Raw genomic sequence first — 22,126 nt, 5'->3', positions numbered from 1 at the left:
GCGGCGCGTACGAACCGGCACGCCGGCCGGCGGGTAGCCCGCGGCACCCGGCGGTCGGCGCGGGCGCCCGCGGCGGGAGACCGGTCACGTCAGACGATGTGCTTCAGGTCGGCGCCGAGACCGATCTCGCAGAACCGCGCCGCCCCGCCGCCCGCCCGAAGGAGCTGCGGGGCCGCGTTGATCAGCGTGGCGGACCCGTCGAGGTCGATCGACACCACCTCGCCCTCCGCCGACGTCGGCGCCTGGGCGGCCTGCCCCGTTCTGTCCAGCCAGCGGATCGTGCCCTCGACGTTGATCACCCACAGGTGCTGACCGGGCCGCACGCCCATCACGAGCGACCGGGAGGCGGGACCGGCCGCCAGCAGTGTCCGCTCCAGCTCCGCGACCTCCTCGGCCACCGGCCGCCGCCACACCCGCTTGGCGAGCGCGACCCGTTCGCGGTACCTGAGCGGCCGCCCGGCCGGTAGGTCGTCCGTCGCGGCGGAGTCCGCGGCTTCCGGCCGCAGGGGGAATCCGGGGACGCGGTCGGTGGTCGGCAGGAACGAGACCGCGCCGGTGGGCAGTGGCGCGAGGGCGCCGGCCTGGCCGTCGAGGAAGACCACGCCGTTGCCGTCACGTACGACGTTGATGACGTGGTCGATCCCGCCGCCGGTGTCCTCGACGACGACCATGCCGCGCTCGCCCACGGGCGCCCGGTGCATCGCCTCGATCACCTCGGCCGGCCCGTCCACCGGATACGGCTCCATGCCGTGGTAGCGGCCCAGGTAGATCGTCAGCCCGGTGCCGTCGTCCGCCGGCCCCTGTCCCTCCTCACCGGGGCCCGAAGGGGGCGCCTGGAACACCGCGCGCTTGGGGTCCGCCAACGACATGTCGGTGGCGATGGCCGCCAGCACGCAGTTGGTCCGGAACTCACCGCCCTGGTCCCTGTGGGGGTTGACCCCGGTGAGCCACGCGTACTGGTCCCGCACCTCCTGAGCGGCCCCGGCGGAGACGACCGGCACGTCGAAGGGAGCCGTACCGGACTCGTCCGGCGGGACGAGCGGCGGGTGCACGGAAACGTTCCCGAGGGGCGCGCCCAGCTGCCGATTCCGGCCGGCCGGCTGGGAGAGCTTTTGCTGCGCGGCCTTCCGGGCACCGCGCAGGGCCTCGTGCACGGCCTTGTACGTCGGGCGCAGTCCGGCCGGGACGCGCGTGGACCCGGGCCATCGCGGGAACTGGTCCGCGAAGAACTTCTCCCAACTGGCCAGCATGTTCGTGACCTGCGGGGAGAGGGCGCCGCCCGGCCGGGCGGCGGCCCCTGCTTCACGCGCCAGGAACTCCCGGGCCATCGGCGAGAACGTCGCCACCCCTTGCCGCTCCAGCTCGGCGGTCGTTTCGAAGACGCCCATCAGCGACTTGACCAGCGGGTCTTCGATCACGAGGCCCGCGGCCGCGGACGGCGACACGCCCCACGGCCGCTCGGCTCGGGCATGTGCGACCTGGGACAGCGCGCTGATCTCGCGGACGTACTCCTCCATCTCCGCCTGGGTTGTGAGGCCCTTGCCGAAGGTCCGCAGCTCCAGCAGGACCAGCGGGGTACGGAGACGTCCGGAATTGTCGTCCATGGAGAAGTCCGTGATGCCGAACATCTCGGACTGCTTGACCGTCAGGCCGTCCGGTGTCATTCCCGTGAGAGCGAACCGGATGAAGTCGTGCAAGGTCGTTCCGTCGCGCGTGAATTCCGGCATGAGCAGTTGTCTGGCACTCATGCCCACGCCCTGATGATCGGCGCGAGGCCGGTACCCCTTCAGGATCTCGTCGAGGTGTTCGACGAACTTGTCCTCTATCCAGTCGGGTCTGGACCGGAGGAACGTCCTGACACCCTCGGGGAGTTCATCGCGGATCTCGTCGAAGGGCACCCTGGAGAGCGCGGGAACCACGGCCTTGGAGATGGTGTCGAGGTATACCACCGCCACCGGTACCGCGGCGACATGGTTGAACATCAGCCAGGCGTATCCGCGCAGTTCCTCCAGACCCGCCACGCTTCCCAGGAACGGGAGCTGAGCGGGGTCAACCGATTCGAGCACGTCGCCGGCGTAGGAGAGGGTCACGGAGTCGGCGAAGCGGCGCCCGGCGGAAAGGATGGGTGCGAAGTCGGAGAACTCGGCCGGTAGGCGTTCCTCGACCAGGTGGAGCACCGCGTTCAGTCCCGTCACCGGTACGCCGACGGTGTACTGCGTGTACGCGGGGTGCTGCGGTCCTGTGGGAGCTTTCTCCACGAGGACGCTCTTGCCCGTGTCCGTGAGCACCCAGCCGCGGCCGAGGACTTCCCTCAGGGGCATCGGACGGGTTGCCGAGTGCGTGCGGGAGAACCCTTCGCGCACGGACGCGTGCAATGCCATGCCGTGCTCGGACGGGTATCTGTTCCGTTCTTCCCGCAGGGTTTGCATGGGGGGAAGAACGAGCTCGGGGATTTTTATGTCCATGCGCCCGATGGACGGTTTTCCGGTCATGTGGCGGATCTGGGGTTCCGACATGGCGGCCACGCCGCCCACCCCCTGGAACACCGTTGTGGTGTCGACCTTGATCTGCGGGATGCCGATCCTCCGGCTCTCGTCGAGGGCGTCGATCTGCTCGGGCGTCAGGGACGTGTAGTAGGCGAGGGTGCGGTTGTAGGTGAGGGGCCCGTGCCGTTCCTGTCCGGCCCTGTCGAGCGTGAGGGGGAACTGGAGCTCGGTCTCGGTGCCGATCGCCCCGACCGGTATCGATCGCGCCGCGGGAGCGGCGGCCCGGGCTGCCTGGTCCAGGGGGAATCCGGGGATGCCGCCCGTGGTCGGCAGGAAGGAGACCGCGGCGGCCGGGGGTGGGGCGAGGGTTCCGGCCTGGCCGTCGAGGAAGACCACGCCGTCGTCGTCGCGCACCACGTTGATCACGTGGGCGATCGGGCTGCCGGGTCCCTCCAGGACGACCATGCCGCGCTCGCCCACGGGGGCCTGCGACATCGCCTCGATCACCTCGGCCGGCCCGTCCACCGGATACGGCTCCATGCCGTGGTAGCGGCCCAGGTAGATCGTCAGCCCGGTGCCGTCGTCCGCCGGCCCCTGCCCTTGCTCGCCCGGGCCCGAAGGAGGCGCCTGGAACACCGCGCGCTTGGGGTCCGCCAACGACATGTCGGTGGCGATGGCCGCCAGCACGCAGTTGGTCCGGAACCCACCGCCCTGATCGCGGAGCCGGTTGACCTCCTTGATCCACACGTACTTCTCGGGCAGTTCGAGGGCCGGGGCGGCTGCGTCCACCGGATCCCGCCCGGAGTCGACGCGCTCGTCCGGGACCTCGGCGGCCGGCGCCATGTCCTGCTGCGCCATGCCGGTGTCCGGGTGGGAGCCGCGCGCCACACCGGGGTGCGTGCCGGACCGGCTGCTCCGCGGACGCGAGTGGAGACTTCCGTCCCGGGCCTGGAGGACACGCGGGATGTCCAGCAGGTCGTCGACGCCGGGGAACTCCTCGCCCGGCCGGAACTTCTGCCCGTGCACCACCACCTGGTGTTCCGGACCGGGATGCGCCCCCGTGTGCTGCGCGCCGACCACGACCACGTAGCCACCGGGCGTGCCGTCCGGCAATCGCCGCCGGTCGCGACGCACCAGGCCCGCCGCGTAGGTGTTGAGGGCCGCGGCCCTGCGGAAGCGGACCTCGGCGACGCCACCGCCTCCGGTCTCGCGGGCCGGATAACCGTCGACGCCCACCACCCGCACGTCGTGCCGCCGGGCCGCCTCCAGCAGATCTAGCAGCCCCTTGTCCGCGGGTTCGGCGCCCTCGTCGTAGTTGCGTGCGAGCGCGTGGAGTTCGGGCGACATCGTGCCCGATGCCAAAAACCGGTCGAGGTGCGGCTGGTAGGCGTCTCCCCGGACACCGCCCAGGTACACCGTACGAACGCCTGCGGCCTTGAGCCGCGCCATGGTGTCGGCCAGGAGCCGCCGCACGGCGGTCCCCTCGTGCTCCTCGCCGATCACGACGCCCTCGTACTCGCCCAGCAGGGTTCGCAGCGCCTCCACTCCGGACGTGCCGTCGACCGCCCGTTCCACCAGCCGGTCGCGGGTACCGCGTGTGTGGGGCCTGCTCGCGAAGACCCTCAGCTCCTCCCGCGCGACCATGCCCAGGATCTCGTCCCGCTCGCTCTGGCCCTTCCAGTAGTCGCGCGTCAGCGGGTCCTTCCTGCCGAGAGCCTCCAGTACCGCGTTCCGTGCGGCCGTCGAGCTGATCGAGCCGCCCTCAAGGCTCCGTCCGGCGTTGCTGAGGCCCTTGTGGAGAGCCGGGTCGGTCTCCGCCAGCGTCTGCGGGTCCACCGGGACGTCCAGCCGCTCCTTGCGCAGCCCCTGGCGGGTGCTCTCCGGCAGTTTCCGCCATGCCGCGTCCGTCAGCCGGTTGGGAGTACGGTCGTCCCTGCCGCTCTTGCGGGGCCCGCGCACCCTGATCGAGAGCCCTTCCGGGGCCGAGTACAGCCGCTGCCCGACGATCATGGGGGCCCACAGCAAGGGCTCGCCGACGACACCGGCCGAAGCCGGCCCGGCGGAGGGCGGTGCGGGCGTCACGGGCGACGTGGGCACCGCGTCGGCATCCGGAGCCCGCTCCTGGGCGAGCAGCTGCGGAAGCCCCGTCTCGAACCATTCGCGCACGACGGGGTTCAGCCGCTCACGCGGGCCGGGCAGCGGGTCGTAGTAGGCCGCGTACGCTTCGGCGAACCACTCGTGGGGCGTGGAGAACTGGTAGTTGGACACAGCGTGGCGCTCCCGCTCCGCCCACAGGTAGCTGACCCACCTGTCCTCCTGGTCGATGTGGTACACACGCAGGCCGATGGCCAGGGTGGCCGCGCCGCCGTCGTCGAGCGTCCACGGTTGCGCGAGGGCCAGCCGGACGAAGTCGACGACGCGTTCCAGCCCGCCCGTGAGCCGCTCGTCGGCGCCCGGGAAGGTCTTCGCCAGGCCGGCCAGCCGCTCCGGCTCCTCGCGCAGCCGCGAGGGGACCAGTTCCTGGGCCAGCACGTCGAACAGCGTCCGGCCCGCCTCGTCCAGGACGTCGGCCTTGTCCTCGATCTCCGCCTTGCGCAGGACGTCGTCGGCCACGTCCTCCACACGCCCGCCCACCGGCGCGTGGACCCGCCATCCGCCGAAGGCGGTCTGCTGCTGCACGGCCCAGAACCACGCCCTGTGCTCCGTGACGGAATGACCGATCTCGTGCCGGATCGTCCACTCCAGCAGGTTGCCGTGCGCGAGGACGTTCGACACTCCGCCCATGACATTGCGCCGGCGTCCTCCGATGCCGAGGACCTCCGCCACGGGCACACCGTCGTAGCCGGAGAGCGCCGCCCTGTCCATCACGAACCGCTGCGCGCCCGACCCGCGATCGAGCCGGGAGTAGAGCCAGGCCGGGACGGCCGTGGGCCGGACCATGCCGATGCCCCTGGTCTCCCGGTGGTAGGAGCTGGCGCCGTCCCCGCTGCCGACGTCCGGCTCGATGTACCGCAGGTCCGGATTGTCCCGGATGTGTTCGGCCGGCAGGTCGCTGAGGACGGCGTCGATCCGGTCGAGCACGGAGTGGCTGAAGTGGCCGCCCGACAGGCGTTTCGACGGGCCGATACGTATGCCGTGCTTCTCGCTGAGCTCCAGCTCGCGCCGGTCCGCGCCGGCGTTCCAGAACAGCCCGGCGGCGCCACGCCCTCCGGTGCCCCTGGCGATGTCCCGGCCCGCACGCCGCGGCCCCGTCCGGCCCGTCGTCCGGGGCAGGTGGGCGTCGTCGAGGTCGGGGCCGACCGTACCGGCGTACGTCCGGCGCGGCGGCAGGCCGTGCTCCGCACGGATCCTGTTCTCGGTGAACTCCAGGTCGGCGTGCTCCCCGAAGCCGACCACCTGGGCCTCGTCCACGGCCGCCGTCCGATGCGACAGGCCCTGGAGATTGCGGTAGGCGTGGATGAGCTCGTGCACCAGACCGATGAACGGAGGACGCAGCCCGTCGGGGGTCTCCCACGCGTTCGGGTTGTACCTCACCAGGCTGAGCGTGCCCTTGCCGGGCATCGTCGCCCACTCCGAGTTGATCGCCTTGGTGACGTTGCCCGCGTGCGCCTCGTACCCCGGCCCCTGCTTCCGGCCGACCGCCGTCCCGCCGCCGATCCGCTCGATCTTGACCTTGGCGTGCTGCCAAGCGGCCAGCTTCGATGTCGTCGCGGCGGCGCCGATCCGCTCCAGCAGCGCCTTGCCTGCCGGTTTGCTCGCCAGCAGCCGCAGCTGTTCCTGGACCGTCGCCAGGAAATGGGGATCCGTTTCGCTGTCCCAGCGAACGACGATGCCGGCGAATCCCGATTCCGTGTCCACCGGACGCCTGACCGGCTCCGGCGGCACCGCGACCGCTTTCCCCTTGGCCGGCTTCGACGACTCGGACTGGTCGTGGCCCCGCGTGGCGGACCGCGGCGCGTCCGGCTCGTGCGCGGCGCCGGCGGTCCGCGGCTCCTGGTGGATCCGCGCGTCGGCGGCCGGGTGCACGTCGCCGGTGAAGTCCAGTTGCGCCCGCACGACCTGGGCGAGGAACTCGGCACGATGTCCGATGTCCAAGCGGGTGAACTCGGGCCCGTGTTCCCGCACGACCAGTGCGTACGCGTACGACACGTGGTCCGCCGTGACGTCCGCCCGCCCCAGCCGCTCCCGGACACCGTCCAGCAGCCGCCCGCGTTCCACCGTCTCGGCGGCGGCGTCGGCGCGCGTCTGCGGACGCCACTGGGGGAACGCCGTTCCATGCGTCCGGACGAGCTGGTCGCGCACGTGGGCCACGTGCGCCGGCGCGGCATCCCACTGGTCCGGCCGCCGGCCGGCGTCCTGCAGGAGCCTGCGGCTGTCCGTGATCTCCACGACGACGTGCTCGGCCCGCCTCTGCGGCGGCAGCCGCAGGAACTCCTCGCCGTGCTGCCGAACCAGCCGCTGATGGACCTGGTGGATCTCGCCGCTGTCGAAGTACCGGCCCGTGAGCTGCTGCAACGGCCCCGTCGCGACAGCCACCACCTCCTTCGCGGAGGCCACGAGGGCGTCGGCGACGCGGAAGCTCTTCACCTGCATCGACATGCCGGCGACAGCCGGGTGCTGCTGCAGCAACTCCTCGTAGGCCATGTGGACCTGTGCGTGGGAGAACGTGTACCCGCCCCGCGGGAGCCGGCTGTGCACCTCGCGGTGCAGGTCCGAAGGACCGTACGTGGCCTGCGCCTGTGCGTGCTCCTGCTCATGGCCCTGGAGAGCGTGGTCGGCCGTGGTCCCGGCGGTCGTCTCGGCAGCGGTCCCGGCCGCGGTCCTCAGGGGGGAGCGGCCGGGGCGCTGGTGCGTCGGGGCAGGCGCGTTCTCCGTCAGCTGCTGCTGCTCCGCGGTGTGTTCGCGCGGCGGAGCCGCGTGGGCGCCGTCGGTGGCGGTGGGCGCCTCGCGCCGCGGGGCGTGAGGTTCCGCCGGGGCGCCGGGACGCTCCGGGGCGGCGGGGTCCTCGCGCCGCGGGACGGCGGGGTCCGCCGAGTCGCCGGGCGCGGCCGGGCCGGCGGGGGTGTCCTTCCCGTCGGACGCGGCGGGCCCGGTGCCCGGCTTCTCCGCGAGGTGGCCGGGCTTGCGGGACGCCTCGTCGAGACGGTGCAGCTCGTCGAGGTGGTTCTGGAAGGTGTCCTCGTGGTGCGATTCGTGCGCGAGCCAGTCGTCGGTCCTGTGCCCTTCGGGGGCGAACAGCTTGTCGAACCGGGTCACGTGTTCCGTACGGAAGTCGTCGCCCAGCCGGCTGATGGTGTCCTCGTGCAGCGGGACGTCGGTGATGTCCGTGGGACGGCCGAGGAGCCTGCCGAACGTTTCCGCGGACCGGCTGACCACTTCCTGCAGGTCGCGCTCGTGGCTGATGCGGTCGGGCAGTGTCGAGCGCAGCCGGTCGCGTATGCCGCTCCACTCTCGCGAGGACCCCTCGGCCTTCAGCCCGGCGTACTGCTGGGCGTCGGCGTGGCGTTCGGCTTCGGTCCGCACCTGCTTCAGATAGCCGCCGATCAGGCGCTGCTCCCCGTCCTCGCCGAGGTGGCCGAGTGAGTCCTCACCGTGGTGCTCCCACAGCAGGAACTCGACATGTTCCTTCTCCGCCGCAAGCTGGGAGTGCACGAACTCCGCCTTGGCGATGCGCTCCGGGAACTGCGCGACCAGGTGCTTGGTCCGCAGCACCCACTGCCTGCGGGCGCTCTGCCCGTCGCGGCTGTTGAACTCGGTGTGCTCCCCGGGCCCGGGAACGTGCACCTCGTGGTGCAGGGCGGCATCCACCGCGGCGTCCACGACCCGACGGGAGAACTTGTCGTGCAGGGCGGCCAGCACGGTGTCGTGCCCGGCCTGATGGATGAACACCTCGTCGTGCAGGTCGCGCAGCTCGCGGGCGAGGTCCAGTCGTACGTGGTCCACGACATCCCGCGAGCGCGAGCGCTCCCACCCGAGATTCTCGAACCAGTCCTCGGTCACGTCCTCCGTGACGGCCCGGACGTCGCGCTCCCGCCTCGCGATCCAATCGAGGTCGTGGGAGGCATCGCGCAGGACCCGGTCGATATGGAAGTCGGTGGCGGAGTCACCCAGAAGCTTGTTGATGCGGGCGGGCATGTTCCGGGGAACACCCCCGGCGTCGTCGAGGGAAGCGTCGAGGATGTCGCCCAGGTGCTCCCTCGTGTCGATGTAGTACTTCTCCAGGGCGTTGTAATCGTGTGACTTGTCGCGGAAGAAATCGACCGGCTCGTCCGCCTTCCCGTTCAGCGGGTGATCGGCGGGGAGGCCGGTGGATCCGTCCTCGTGGCGGTGGCCGTAGACCTTGGAGTCGTCCCTGACATAGGTGTTGAGGTCCTTGTCGTAGACGTAGTCAGACGGAGCCTGATGGAACTTCGGGTCCACGCCGGGCCCCGACGGAGCCTTGCCGAACGTCGGCAGGTCGTCGCCGTGACCGTACCGGTTCGCCTTGTAGGCCGCGAGCACCTCCTTGAACTTGTCCTCGAACGTGAGGAGCTGGTCGGCCCGCTGCAGATGCCGGTACGCGTTCTCGTCGGCGTGATGGAGGATCCGGTCGTGGACTTCCGTGGATATGTGCCCGTTCGTCTCCAGTTCGGCCCGGAACTGCCGGGTGAAATCGGCACGCCAGTTCCGCTGGGCGTCCTTCACCGCCTGCTCCCAGCGGTTCTCCCGGAACAGCCGCTCGCGGTACTCGTCCATGGAGCCGTCACCGGACGGCCCAAGATCCCCGTGTGCCTTGCCCTGCTTGGTCCGGGCGAACCTGTCGGCTCCCCGCGCCCACGCCGCGTCGACCTGCGAGTGAATCGTCTCCAGGTGACGTTCGGCGTGCAGCAGCAGGGCGTTGTGCCGGCTCCGCTCGTCCTTGAACTCACGCCATTGCGCGGCCTTCTGCTCGGGCCCGACCGGCCCGCTTCCCTCGGCGTGATGCCCCGGCCCGTGATCCGGAGCGTCCGCGCTCTTGGAGGCGGTGTCGTGGCGTACGGGTTCGGCGCCCGTGCCCGGGCGGGAGTCGGCGGCGGCGCCGGCCATGCTGTGGTCGTGCCCCCTACCGGGCGTGCCGGCGTCGTGTCCGGCGGCGGCGTGTGGCGCGGACGCGGACGACTCGAAGGCGGAGGTGGCCACGTCCTTCCCGCGGCCGGCACCTTCATGGGTCCCGGACGCCGATGTCTCCAGGCGCGCGGCGTCCCTTGGCGCCCCGTGCCCGCCGGCGGCGGGCCGTTCCGCACCGGAGGCGCCGGCGGAAGGAGCGGGCTCCGGGCGCCGGCCCGCACCGCCGCCCGCGGCGACCTCACCCGCGCCGTCCGGCGACGCGCCGCGACCCGGACGAGTACCGCCGGCAGGCTCCGGCCCGGTGAACCGCCCGGCAGGGCGGGGAGCGGAAGCACCGGCCCCGCCGGCCGTCTCATGCACCGCACCCGTACCGTGTGCGGATTCCCCGGCCCCCCGGGCGCCGCCGAAGCCCGCGCCTGAGCCCGCTCCGGCGTCAGCGGCCCGCACCGCGCCCGCGACCGCGCCGGTGTCGGGGCCGGCGGCCCGTACCGGACCCGTGCCCGTTCCCTCATGGAACGCCCGCACGGCGCCCGCGCCCGCACCCCCTTGGCCGCCACGCGACGTACCCGCAGGCGCACCTGCGCCGGCGTCGGCGGGCCGTGCGGTGCCGGTGCCCTCGTCGTGCGTGGCCGGCGTGTGCGTGCCGCTGTCGGCGTGGGAGGCGGCCGAGGAAGCCAGGACCGGGGCGTCGGCGCCGGTAGGCCGCCCCGTGGGTGACAGTGATACGTCGTCGTGCGGCTGGGACCCGTGAGCGTCGGCACCGCCCGCGGCGGTGTCCCCCCGCTGCGGCGGCGCCGTCGCGGCCGGGGAGGCGGAATGGGCGTAAGGCCGCGTGCCGCGGGGCGCCGGGTCCAGGTTGGCGCGGGGCTTGCCGGGCCCGGTGCCGGACGCGGGCGCGGTGTCCGCGCTGCCCGAGGTCGCGGGCATCTCACCGCGACCTGCGGCGGCCTGCGGGCCGGTTTCCGATCGCGGCCCGCCGGGACCGGGTGCCGGGTCCGACGGGCGGGGTGAATCGGGTGTCGAGCCATGTGCCGAACCCGGCGTCGGCGCGGGGCGCTCGGGCGCGGGCCGGGCACCGCCCGGCAGCGGCGCGGCTCCACCGGGATCGCCGCCGGCGGAGCGCACATCGCCCGGGGCGGGGGCTCCGGCGTCCCCCTTCCCTCCAGGGGCGGCGTCGGTCTTCACCGCCGGGTCCGGAACGAAGTTCCCCGATGCGCCGAACTTGTCCGAACCGTACGTGGCCGGCCCGGTCTCCGTGAACTTGCCCGTGCCCGGGTTCACCAGCGTGTCCGTGGACGACCACGCGCTCTTGACCGGGCCCGTTTCCGAGAACTTCGGGACATCGACATGCGGCACGCCGTTCGGCACGTCCGCGCCCAGGCCGCCGTGCGTGACCTCCGGCACCTTCTCGTTCTTGTCACCCCTGGCGATTTTCGGTCCGAAGTGCTCGCCGAAGCCCGCCTCCAGGCCCAGGCCGAGGTTCATGACCTCGCCCTTCCAGTCGATGGTGATCGGGCCGTGGGCTGTCTCCGAGGCCAGGATCTGGGAGAAGATGTCGTTCTTGAGGGTGAGGAATCCCCAGATCCCCGCGGACGTGACGAAAGCGGCCGCCTCCCCCAGCCCGGCGGCGATGCTCGCGAACTTCGCGGAGTCCGCGGCGAGCTGCGACGCCAACGTGCCGACCTTCGCCGCGAGTTCCTCGATCACCCCTGCCAGGCCGAGCGTCGCGCCATTGAGGATCAGGCCGAAGATGCTGGCCAGCGCCTCGATGAGATGCGACTTGTTGATCTCCTTGACCGTCTTGTCGACCTGGTCCGCGTAGTCGAGGATCGAGTTGCCGATCTGCTCCGCCACCCACGCGGCCTGGAAGATCTCGTTCCAGATGTTGTACTCACCGGTCTGCGACCCGTTCCACACCACCTGGGCCGCCTGGCCGGCCTTCCCCGTCCAGGCCCCGGACATGCTCCACACGCTCTCGTGCATCGTCTGCAGGTACCCGCGCAGATTGTGACTGTCGTTCAGCCACGCGTTGCCGAGGGCGCGAATCTGCGAAGTGTCGAACTGGGCCATGGGAGACGTCCTCACAAGGGGCGGCCCCGGTGGGGGCCGCCCCGGTCGATCGCCGGCTGGGTCCGGACGGGTGGGATCGGGGCGGCGGTCAGCCGGCGTTGTCCTCGTCGATGCCGTCGGTGTCGCCGTCGGTGTCATCGCCGGTGTCGTCGTCGGTGTCGTGGACGGTCTGGACGACACAGGCGCCGCTGCGGCGGGAGACGAGGATGCCCCGGCCCGGCGGCAGGGGGCGTGCGCGCTGGTCGCCCAGCACGACCCCCTCGCGGGGGTCGCCGGACAGCAGCAGTCCCCCGGTGCCCAGATCGCGGATGCGGCCGGCCACCGAGTCGCCGAAGGAACGGCCCGCGCCGCCGCCACGCCGGGCGAGCACCACGTGGAAGCCGATGTCGGCTGCCTGGGTGAGGTAGTCGGCGACGATGCCCAGCGGTCCGCGTCCGGTCGACCCGCCCGTGGCCACCAGGTCGTAGTCGTCCACGACCAGGTACAGCTCGGGGCCGGTCCACCAGGTGCGCTCCTTGAGCTGGCGCGGGGTGACGCCGGGGGGCGGCATACGTTCCCTGAGCTTGTCCACGACCTGCTCCAGGTAGGTGGCGGCGGTGTCCGGGTCCCCGGCCGTCGCACCGAGGTAGTCCTCGGGTACGGCGCCCAGCAGCCCGCGCCGGTAGTCGACCACGATGAAGCGCACGTCCCAGGCCGACCGGCGCCGGGTCATGGCGCGCATCCAGGAGCGCAGGAACGAGGTCTTGCCCGACCCGGAGTCGCCGTGGACCAGGAAGTGCGGTCCGTCGGCCTCCAGGTCGAGGGCCGCGGGGCGCAGGTCGAACTCCCGGACGCCGATCGGTACCGCGCTCGCGGGCAGCGCGTCCTTCTCCTCGGGAAAGGCCGCGTACACCTGGTCCAGTTCCCGCGGTGTGATCAGCTCGGCGAGCACGCGCAGCGGCGGGGCGGCCGCTCCCTTCCAGCCCGCCGCCAGCTCGTCGACCACGGCCTCCTGGGCTTTGGTGAGGTTGTCGGTGGACAGCGTGCCGTCCAGCCGCGGCAGCGCCGCCTGGAACACGTGTCCGGGCGCCACCAGGCCGCGGCCGGGCACGAACGCCCGCAACTGCCGGGCCATCGGCCGGGAGATCTCCGACTCGGTGGGGTCGGCCAGCCGCAGCTCCAGCCGGCCCCCGATGGTGTCGCGCAGGTTGGCCCGCAGCTCTGCCCAGCGGTTCGCGGTGAGCACCAGGTGGACGCCCACGTTGAGGCCGCGTACCGCGATCTCGGGCACGATCGCCTCGGCCTCCTCCATGGCCGACCGCAGACCCGCCCAGTTGTCGATGACCAGGACGACGTCGGCGGCGTGGACGCCGTCGGGCAGGGCCTTTTCGTCGCGGAGCCGGCGGAAGTCCGCCGCGGAGTCGATACGCAGCCGCTGGAAGAGCCGTTCGCGGTCGTCGATCATCTGCCGGACCACGGACAGGGCCCGCCGGGTACGTGCCTCGTCGTGCCGGGTGGTGATGCCGGACACGTGTGGGGCGCGTTCCAGGCCGGTGAGGCTGCCGCCGCCGAAGTCGATTCCGAGGAACTGCAGTTCGTCGGGGGTGTGGGTGAGCATCGCGCTCGCCATCAGCGTGCGCAGCAGGGTGCTCTTGCCGGACTGCGGCGCGCCCACCACGATCAGGTGGCCCTGCTGGCCGGCCAGGCCGAGCGCCAGCGCGCGCTGCTCCTGCAGGCTCGGCAGGTCGACCACGCCGACGGGGAAGGACAGGCCGCCGCCCTGCGGCGACAGCCAGGAACGGTAACCGCGCTCGTCGTCGGTGTCGACCGGGCCGAGCAGCGAGTCGAGCTCGATCAGCGGGGGCAGCGGCGGCAGCCACACCTGGTGCACGGGGGTGCCGTACGCCCGCAGCTGCTCCACGGCCACCTGCATCTCGGTGCGCCGGCCGGGCAGCGGCCGGGCGAGCGTCACGGACGGCTCGGGCTCCCCGGCCTCCTCGTGGGTGGCGTCCTGCGCGGTACGCAGGCCGAACGGCACCGGCACCGCGGGCGGTCCGGTCACCGGCTCCTGTTCGGCCTCCGCCCGGTAGGCGCCGGAGATGTGGGCGACGCGGAAGCGTTCGTAGACCGACTCGTCGACCTTCAGATAGGCCGAGCCGGGGATCGCGGGGAGCCGGTAGGCGTCGGTGGTCCCGATCACGGCCCGGCTCTCCTGGGCGCTGAAGGTGCGCAGGCAGATGCGGTACGACAGGTGCGACTCCAGGCCGCGCAGCCGGCCCTCGTCCAGCCGCTGGGTGGCCAGCAGCAGGTGCATGCCCAGACTTCGGCCGACCCGTCCGATCTGCACGAACAGCTCGATGAAGTCGGGGCGCCGGGCGAGGAGTTCGCCGAACTCGTCGACCACGACCATCAGGTACGGCATCGGCTCCAGGGGCCGGCCGTCCGCGTCCGTGCCGCCGGCCGCCTGCAGGATCTGGTACTCGCGTACCGAGTCGACGTTGCCCGCCGCGCGCAGCATCCGCTGCCGGCGCTGCTGCTCGCCCTGCAGGGCGGTGCGGACCCGGTCCACCATCGCCAGGTCGTCCGCGAGGTTGGTGATCAGGCCGGCCACGTGGGGCAGTTCGGTCACGCCTGCGAAGGTGGCGCCGCCCTTGAAGTCGACCAGGACGAAGCCGAGGTGCTCCGGGGCGTGGGTCATGCTCAGGCCCGTCACCAGCGTCCGCAGCAGCTCGCTCTTGCCCGAGCCGGTCGCGCCGACGACCAGGCCGTGCGGGCCGATGCCGCCTTGCGCCGACTCCTTCAGGTCCAGCACCAGGGGGGCGCCGTCGCCGGTGAAGCCGATCGGCAGCCGCAGCAGCGCCTCGTCGGCCGGATCGCGCCACAGCCGGGTGGGGTCGAACGAGCCGAGGTCGGCCACGCCGAGCATCTCGGGCAGCGCGACCGTACGGGCCAGGACCTGCTCCTGCTCGCCCGACAGCCGCAGCGGCGCCAGCGCCCTGGCCGCCTGCTCGCCGAGCCGCGGCGGGCACACGTCGGCGACCGCGTCCTCGACGGCCTGGACCAGCGCGGGGTAACGGGTCTCCAGGCTGAGTCCCCCGGCGGCGTCGACCCGGGCCCGCGCGTCGACCCGGCCGGGCTCCTCGCTCTCCCGGTCGACCACGCACACCACGTGCAGCCCGCTCTCGGGGCCCGCCTCGGCCAGCAGGTCGGCCACCAGCGGCAGCCGCGCCCAGTCGGCTCCGGGCCGGTAGCCGTCGAGCACCACCACCAGGTGGCGGGGCGCCCTGGTCTCCCGGCGCATGCCGAGCGCGCCGGCGCGCTCGGTTCGCTCCTCGCGGATCCGGTCCACGTGGGCCTGGAGCAGGTCGGCCAGGCCGTCCATGCTCCGCGCGACCATCGGGACGAAGTCGGCCCGGCCGCCGCGGCGGGTGTGCGGAAGCCACTTCACCCACGCCCAGGGGTGGTCCTCGGCCTCGGTGAGGGCGGCGACCTGGACGTCGTCGGGGGCGTGCAGCACGGCAAGCTGCATCAGCAGCGACCCGACGAGCTCGGCGGTGCGCTCGCGCGGGCCGAGCAGGCTGACGACGCCGCTGTTGGCCACGTCGATCCAGGCCGGCTGCAGGCCGACGGTCGCGAAGTCGCGGGCGAGCCGCTCGGCGCGCTGGTGCGCCTCGGGGTCGCGTTCCGCGGTGGGGTCGTTGTGCTTGCTCAGGGTGATGCGCATGGCCGGGGCGCCGTGGCCGATGCCCAGCCGGAGCTTGAGGAAGTCGGCGTCGGCGGGGCGGCGCTCCCACACCCGGCGGGGGCCGGTCGTGGCGATCGCCCACAGCCGCCGCGGGCTGGGGTGCATGAAGGCGCCGGCCGCGCGCTGCGCCGCCGCCGACTGCCTGGCCTGGCGCCGTACGTCACCGAGGTATTCCACGTACAGGTCGCGCCGGCGGTACTGCGTGCGCCGGTTCGCGTTCTTCATCTGTGTCCTGATCAAGATCATGACGCCGACGGAGAGCGTGACGAAACCGACGCCGAGCATCATCAGCCACGGCCGGCCGAACGTGAACATGTAGGCGGCCATGCTGACGCTGCTCAGCAGTGGCAGCAGCATGGTCAGCCAGGTCTGCGCCTGGTTCTGCGCGGTCTTCTGGGGCGGGGCGGCCAGCGCCACCTGCTGCTCCGGGACGGAGAGCGGGAAAGTCCTGGCCGGGCGGTGGAAATCGACCCTGGTCATCTAGTTCGGGTAGTCCTGGGAGATGGGGTAGTCGGAGCCGGTGTGGTCCGTCGGCGTGTCGTTGCCGCCGCCGGTGTCGGCGAGCCCGCCGGAGAACTTCAGGAAGGCCGCTTCGAGTTCGACCTCCGTGTGGCTGTAGGCCACGGCGGTGCCCAACAGGCCTCCGGCCATGGCGGGGAGGACACCGACGGGGCCGTCCTTCTTGCCGAACATCTGGATCATGACCTTCTTCCAGGAGTCGTTGAACTCCTGCGCCTCGCCGGCGCTCCTGCCCACCCACGACAGCATCAGGTCGCGGACCGCGTCGGTGATGCCCTCGATCTGGCCGGCCATCTGGTCGGCGAGCGCCATCAGCCGGTCACTGGCGGCGCTGAGATCCTGCGGACGGACCCGCAGCGTGCTGACGTCGTAGTCGGCGTTCACTGGCACGGTCAGCCTCCCGAGTTGTGCGTGTTGGCGGTCTCTGCCGCGTGGTACGTGTCATAGGTGCTCCGCATGCGGCGGGCCATCTCGTCCAGCAGGTCCTTCAGTGCCCGGGAGCTGTGGTCGAACCAGGTCGTCGTCGTCTCGAACGTCGCGCCCGACGGGCTCTGCCAGGCGTCGTGGGCCGCGTCGAACTCCGTGCGGATCCGGACGAGCAGATCCGAGATCTGGGCCCGATGCCCGTTCACGATGGTGATGGCGTTGTGCAACTCGTCGAGCGCGACCTGGAGTTCGTGCAGCGATCCCGAACTGTGCGCGTTCCCCTGGCCGGACGAGGTCAGCACATGTGTGCCGCCCGGGGAGGATCCGTTCGGTGCCGCGCGGTCCTGGACGGGCGCCGGATGCCTGCCGGTGGGAGCCGCGCGGTCCTGGACGGGCGCCGGACGCGTGCCGGTGGGAGCCACGCGGTCCTGGGCGGGCACCGTCCGCGTGTCCACGAATGCCACACGGTCCTGGACAGGTGTGGCCACGTCGTCGGCCACACCGTAACCGCTGCCCGGCGGTGATGTCATGAGGCCGCCCTCTCCTGTCGCATGTCATACGTATCCATGACATTCTGGTGCCAATCAGCCATCGCATGGCGCTCGTTACCGTCCGGCCCCGCCGCGGGGCGCACAGAGGGGAGAAAACGTTGTCCGATTCCCACGGGAACGACGGCGACCCGGACGCCGGGAAGGATTTCTACGACCTCGTCCCGGCCATGGGTGTCACCTGGAACACCCCGCCCAGCTTCAACCTCGACCCGAGCAGCCCGGCGGTCGGCCAGACGTCGTCCGACGTGGCCGACAGCGGCCCGATCCACTTCGAGGCGGCCACCGTACGGGCGACCGAGAACACCCTGCTGGCCCAGAGCCGCAACGCGGTCTCCGACTACGAGTGGCTGCGCGGCCAGGTCGACCACGCCGCGCACGGGCAGTTCTGGGGCCCGCCGCACACCGCCTCGACGATCTCCTCGGGGCAGGACAGCGCGTCCATCACACCGAACCCGGGGGGCGGTTCCCCCGCGCCGGCCCCTGACTCGCAGGACAAGGACGACCAGAACACCCTGGCCGACATCGGCGACGAGTTCGCCCGGCACATCAACCCCGCGATGCAAAAGGCCCTGGCCATGCAGAGCAACGCCCTGGAACTGCTCGGTGACTACATCGCGATGATCAACGCGGCCGGCCAGTCCTACGCGCACGTCGACAAGGCGGCGGGCTTCCCCGAACCGCCGGGCCCGGTCACGCACTGAACCGGGTGCCGCACGCCGGCCGGCGTGCCCGGGGCGGGGCCGGGTCATCGGGCCACCACCGCGGGCACGTCGGCCGGCCGGAGCACGGTCAGGTCCTCGTCATCGGGGTCGGCCAGGTCGGCGACCCGCATGGCGTGCTGCTCGGTCATCTGCTGGAACGCCTGGCGGGCGGTGCGGCCGTTGCCGAAGCGCTCGGTCCGCTCGATGGCGTCGAAGTGGGTCAGCAGCGCCTCGGCGGTGTCGTCGGGGATGCGGTAGTCGTGCCGGGACGCCTGGTGCCGGACGATACGGACCAGGTCGGCCGAGTGGTAGTCGTCGAAGCGGAGGGTGCGGGTGAAGCGTGAGGCCAGGCCCGGGTTGGAGTCGATGAGGCGCTCCATGTCGTCGGGGTATCCGGCCGCGATCACCACCACGTCGTCGCGGTGGTCCTCCATCAGCTTGACCAGCGTGGAGATGGCCTCGTGGCCGAAGTCGTTGCTCTGCCCGACCGGCACCAGGGCGTAGGCCTCGTCGATGAACAGCACACCGCCCAGCGCCTGGCGGAAGACGGCGGTCGTCCTGGGCGCGGTGTGCCCCACGTACTCACCCACCAGCGCGCTGCGGTCGGCCTCCACCAGGTGCCCGCGGGCCAGCAGCCCGAGCGCCGCGAGCAGACGCCCGTACAGCCGGGCCACCGTGGTCTTGCCGGTGCCCGGGTTGCCGGCGAAGATCAGGTGCCGGCTCAGCGGGGGCGGCTGCAGCCCCGCCTCCTGGCGCCGTTTCACCATCTGCATCAGCTTGGCCATGGAGGCCACTTCACGTTTGACGCCGTCCAGGCCGACCAGTTCCCCCAGTTCGGCCAGCAATTGCGGCAACCGGTCCTCGCCGGCCTCTTCGTCGCCGGTCCTCCCGGCGACGGCCGCGACGGGCGAGCCGGTTCCCGCGGGCAGCGCCGCTCCGGCCACCGCCGGCACGGGCGCGCCGCCCTCCGCGGCGGTCGGCAGGGTGGTGACCTTCACGTTGCTGCTGCGGCAGTCCTCGAACCGGGCCGCCGCGCCGTCGGCCTGCGACAGATCCTCGTCGGTGTCGCGTACCAGGCAGCGGCGCAGCACGGGAGCGGCCTTGGCACCGACGTACACCGCTGAGTAGCCGGTCGCGGAGAAGGTGCAGTCCTCCAGCAGGCCCTCGGCGCCGTCGCCCGCGTACACACCGTTCTTCCCGGTGCCCGTGACGGTCACCGACCGCACCCGCGGCCGCGCCCCGGCCCGGATCACCAGGCCGCTGCCCCTGGCGTCGCGGATCTCCAGGTCCTCGATCCAGGACCGGCTGCCCTCGTCGAGGAAGACGCCGGCGGAACCGCAGTCCTCGACGCGGCCGCCGAGCACCACCGCGCCGGTGGCGGCCGCCACCTCGATGCCGGTCCTGCCGGACCGGAGCACCTCGCAGCCGTCCAGCAGCGGGCGGTGCCCGGTCTCCAGCCGGATGCCGGTCTCCGCCTCGCCGATCACGCAGCCGCGCAGCACCGCGTCGGCGTCCTTGACGTCCACTCCGGACATGGCCGCCCGCTCCACCCGGGTGTCGCTGGCGGTCAGGGTCGCCCCGTCCTCCACCCGCACCCCGTGCTGCGCGCTGTCGCGCACGGTGCAGCCGCGCAGCTCGGCCCGGGCGCCGTTGCCGATGTTCAGGGCCGTGTACGCGGTCGCCGAGATCTCGCAGTCGGTGATCCGGACGGTGCACCGGTCCGTCGCGTGCACGCCGTTGGCGCCGGTACGGGCCACCGTGCCGCCGCGCACCAGCAGTTCCGCGTTGTCCACGACGGCCAGCCCGGTGCCGGGCACGTCGACCACCCGGGTCCCGTCGAGCTCCACCCGGGCGTCCTTCGCGGCGACCACCCCGGCTCCGCCCGTGAGATGGACATGGCACTGCGACAGGCCCAGGTCGGCCGCCGCGGCTGCCAGCACGCCTTCCTGCGCGGTGCGGAAGATCTCGCACTTCTCCAGCCGGATCCGCCGCTCCTCCTGCCCGGCGCCGGTGGCATCCCCGCTCTCACCGCTCGCGCCGGGGGCGGGCGAGGCGGGGGCCGGGGCGCCGGAGGGCGCGGCGACCCGTATCCCTTGTGTCCTGGTGTCGTGCAGCCGGCAGCCGCGCAGCAGGGCGTGGGCGGGGGCCTGCACCAGGAGCGCCGCGTCACCGGTGAGCCGGACCGTGCAGTCGTCGAAGGTCCCCGCGGACTCGCCGAGCATCACGATGCCGCAGCCGGTGACGCGCTCGATCGTGGCACCGCGCACGTCGGCCCGGGCTGCATCGCCCAGCGTCAGGCCGTGGCCGGTCGCCGCCCGGATCACGCAGTCGTCGAGGACCGCCCGGGCCGTCCCCGTGACGTGGACGCCGGCGTCCCGCAGGGTGGACGAGCGCAGTTCGGCGCGGGCGTCCCGGAGGACCTCGACCCCGCCGCTGACCTCGCAGTGCTCCAGGTGCGCGGCGCCACCGCCGACGATCACCGCGGGTCCGCGGTCGGCGCCGCCCTCGACGCTCAGCTCGCGCAGCACGGGGGCGCCGCCGTTCACCCGCACGGCGGGACCGTGGCCGGCCACGATGCGTACGGTGCCCGGGCCCTTCTCCGCCGCCACGACGACCTCGCCGTCCAGGACCAGGGTCTCCCGGTAGACCCCCGGCTGGACCTGCACCACCGCGCCCTCGCCGGCCGCCCGGACGGCTGCCATGAGGGTGCGGTAGGTGCCCCAGCCCCGGTCCGCGACACGGAGCACGTTGCGCTTCACGGGCGGCGTGCTCCGATCCCCTGGCGCGTCACGGCGTGTGCCCCGAGTTCATCATCGCGCCGTAGACGCCGAAGACGCCCACCGCGAGCGGCACGCAGACCACCAGGAGGAACCCGGCGAACGGGTCGATCCAGGAAGGGCGCGTGTCGGGGGCGTCCGTGCGGAACACCCGGAACAGGCCCACCGACAGGGCCAGTACGGCCGCCACGACGAGCACCGCGGCGCCCGCCCACCGCGGCGCGCCGAAGGTGCCCGGGGCCTTGATCAGCGTGGCGCTCAGGCCGATCGTCCCCGCGAGCACCACCGGCACCACGGCCGGCGCCGGCGTCAGCCGGCCGGCGCGCAGGACGAGCGCCAGTCCCAGGCAGCCGGCCAGGGCCACCGCGTAGCGCTGGTGCGCCGAGCCCAGGACCAGCAGGCACGCGGCGGCGACCGCGGACACCACGAGGTTCGTCCCGATCAGCAGCCGCCGGCCGCGCCTGACCAGGAGGAGGACGTCCTCGTCCCCCTGGCCGGTCGCGCCGCCGGGCCGGCCCGCAAGGACGGCGAAGTGCCCGGAGAGCCTGGGAGCGACACCCAGAGCGGCCGGCATGGCGACGCCCACGACCGCGGCGGCCTCCAGCGGCGTCGCGTGACCCGCGGTCAGGCACACGGCCAGTACGAGGGCGAAACCGGCGAGCACGGCCGCCATCAGCGTCGTCGCGTGACGGATCGCCAGCAGCGCGGCGAGCGACCCGAGTACGGCTCCCGCGATCGGCGCCACCACTGCCGAGCCGGCGCCGGAGCCGGCCGCCGCGAGCGAGGCCGCCGCCACAGCCAGCAGCGGGACCGCGCAGTGGGCCAGGACCAGCCGCAGCCCCAGCGGCAGCGACCAGCCCTGCCGGGTCGCCTGCCGGACCAGCACCAGCAGCGGCAGCACGATGACGACCGCGGCGGCCCCTGCTGCCGCAAGCACCGTTTCCCGTCCGCCGGTCCACACCAGTGCGACGAAACCGGCGATGAGGCCGAGGACACCGAGGACCAGGGTGGTGTACGCCCGTGTCCGCCGGCCCCACACGCCGACGTCCTCACCGGCCTCCTCGACCTTCTCCTCCAGGTCGGTGACCACCGGCTCGTCGAACTCCCCGGCGGCGGCGTCCCGCAGGTACAGCGTCGTACCGTCCACGACGCCGCACTCCCGCAGGGAGGTCTCCGGAGCGAAGGGCGCTCCCCCGGGCAGGGCGAGCGACCAGACCGAGGGGAAGGTGTCGTCGAACTCCACCTCCTCCAGCAGCGTGAGCAGGGTCGGGGCGTACTCGGCGATGGCCGCGTCCGCGGGCACCGCGAGATCCACCCGCCGCCGTGCACCCACCACGGTCACATGGCAGCGTTCATTCTCCACAGGGTGTTTCTTCCTTGTCACGTGTTCGGCCGGCGGTCGAGCCTGCCGCGCTGTGTCATTACCTGGAGGCCCACGTCTTGGTGTTCGCGGTCTCGGCGTCGACGTAGTTGTCCCAGATCGTCTGCAGCCGGCCCGCGATGTCGCCGAGGACGCCGCCGTCGCCCTGCGTGCCGAACAGGCCGGTGGCCGAGGCGTCCCACTCGCGCATGCGGTCCTGGAACTCGGTCGAGGACTGGGCGATCCACGCCTCGGGCATCGCCAGGATCCGTTTCTTCAGGGCGGTCAGCTCGCCCATGATGGTCTCCGCCCGTGCCTCGATGGTGGCCGGCGCGGTTTCCAGTTCCGTCTGGACGCTGATGGGCATGTTGTCGATCGCGGTCATCTCGGCTCCTCCGGCCTGGGGATGCGACGTGCTGCGTGCGC

General features: G+C 72.6%; 8 protein-coding genes. 1 reads left to right on the top strand and 7 read right to left on the bottom strand.

The genetic code is table 11. The annotated features are described in order from the left end of the window. Positions 1 to 89 precede the first annotated feature (89 nt). The 4 genes from K7G61_RS16040 to K7G61_RS16025 all read right to left on the bottom strand — a co-directional run bounded on the left by K7G61_RS16040 (position 90) and on the right by K7G61_RS16025 (position 16,841). Positions 90 to 11,642, bottom strand: coding sequence for a M91 family zinc metallopeptidase (locus tag K7G61_RS16040; RefSeq protein ID WP_225847516.1), 11,553 nt, complete (start codon positions 11,640 to 11,642; stop codon positions 90 to 92). A gap of 88 nt (positions 11,643 to 11,730) precedes the next feature. Beyond that, entirely contained in the window at positions 11,731 to 15,846 is a 4,116-nt protein-coding gene (eccCa, locus tag K7G61_RS16035) for a type VII secretion protein EccCa (protein ID WP_225847515.1), read from the bottom strand. Continuing rightward, complete coding sequence (locus K7G61_RS16030) at positions 15,847 to 16,275, bottom strand: WXG100 family type VII secretion target (protein WP_225847514.1); 429 nt, start codon at positions 16,273 to 16,275, stop codon at positions 15,847 to 15,849. Between the two features lie 2 nt (positions 16,276 to 16,277). Next, complete coding sequence (locus K7G61_RS16025) at positions 16,278 to 16,841, bottom strand: WXG100 family type VII secretion target (protein WP_225847513.1); 564 nt, start codon at positions 16,839 to 16,841, stop codon at positions 16,278 to 16,280. Positions 16,842 to 16,960: 119 nt separating this feature from the next. On the opposite strand from K7G61_RS16025, the gene K7G61_RS16020 reads away from it, so the two are divergent. Next, entirely contained in the window at positions 16,961 to 17,563 is a 603-nt protein-coding gene (locus K7G61_RS16020) for a hypothetical protein (protein ID WP_225847512.1), read from the top strand. Between the two features lie 44 nt (positions 17,564 to 17,607). On the opposite strand, the gene K7G61_RS16015 is transcribed toward K7G61_RS16020, so the two are convergent. Genes K7G61_RS16015 through K7G61_RS16005 form a run of 3 tightly spaced genes read right to left on the bottom strand, consistent with a single transcriptional unit; the run spans position 17,608 to position 22,085 of the window. After that, positions 17,608 to 20,322: a right-handed parallel beta-helix repeat-containing protein gene (locus K7G61_RS16015; RefSeq protein WP_225847511.1), complete on the bottom strand. Its 2,715-nt coding sequence runs from the start codon at positions 20,320 to 20,322 to the stop codon at positions 17,608 to 17,610. A gap of 28 nt (positions 20,323 to 20,350) precedes the next feature. Beyond that, positions 20,351 to 21,703: a type VII secretion integral membrane protein EccD gene (gene eccD / locus K7G61_RS16010; protein ID WP_225847510.1), complete on the bottom strand. Its 1,353-nt coding sequence runs from the start codon at positions 21,701 to 21,703 to the stop codon at positions 20,351 to 20,353. 58 nt (positions 21,704 to 21,761) lie between these two features. Further along, complete coding sequence (locus tag K7G61_RS16005) at positions 21,762 to 22,085, bottom strand: WXG100 family type VII secretion target (protein WP_225847509.1); 324 nt, start codon at positions 22,083 to 22,085, stop codon at positions 21,762 to 21,764. Positions 22,086 to 22,126: the final 41 nt, after the last annotated feature.

It is taken from the genome of Streptomyces sp. HPF1205 (assembly GCF_020400825.1).
Lineage (GTDB): Bacteria > Actinomycetota > Actinomycetes > Streptomycetales > Streptomycetaceae > Actinacidiphila.
Note: the sequence above shows the minus strand (reverse complement) of the source record. Positions and strands in the feature narration are given on the sequence as shown.

Excerpts from the sequence above, each read along its gene's own strand:
- K7G61_RS16025 (WP_225847513.1), bottom strand. The coding sequence starts at position 16,841 with ATGACATCACCGCCGGGCAGCGGTTACGGTGTGGCCGACGACGTGGCC.
- K7G61_RS16040 (WP_225847516.1), bottom strand. The coding sequence starts at position 11,642 with ATGGCCCAGTTCGACACTTCGCAGATTCGCGCCCTCGGCAACGCGTGG.
- K7G61_RS16005 (WP_225847509.1), bottom strand. The coding sequence starts at position 22,085 with ATGACCGCGATCGACAACATGCCCATCAGCGTCCAGACGGAACTGGAA.
- eccCa (WP_225847515.1), bottom strand. The coding sequence starts at position 15,846 with ATGACCAGGGTCGATTTCCACCGCCCGGCCAGGACTTTCCCGCTCTCC.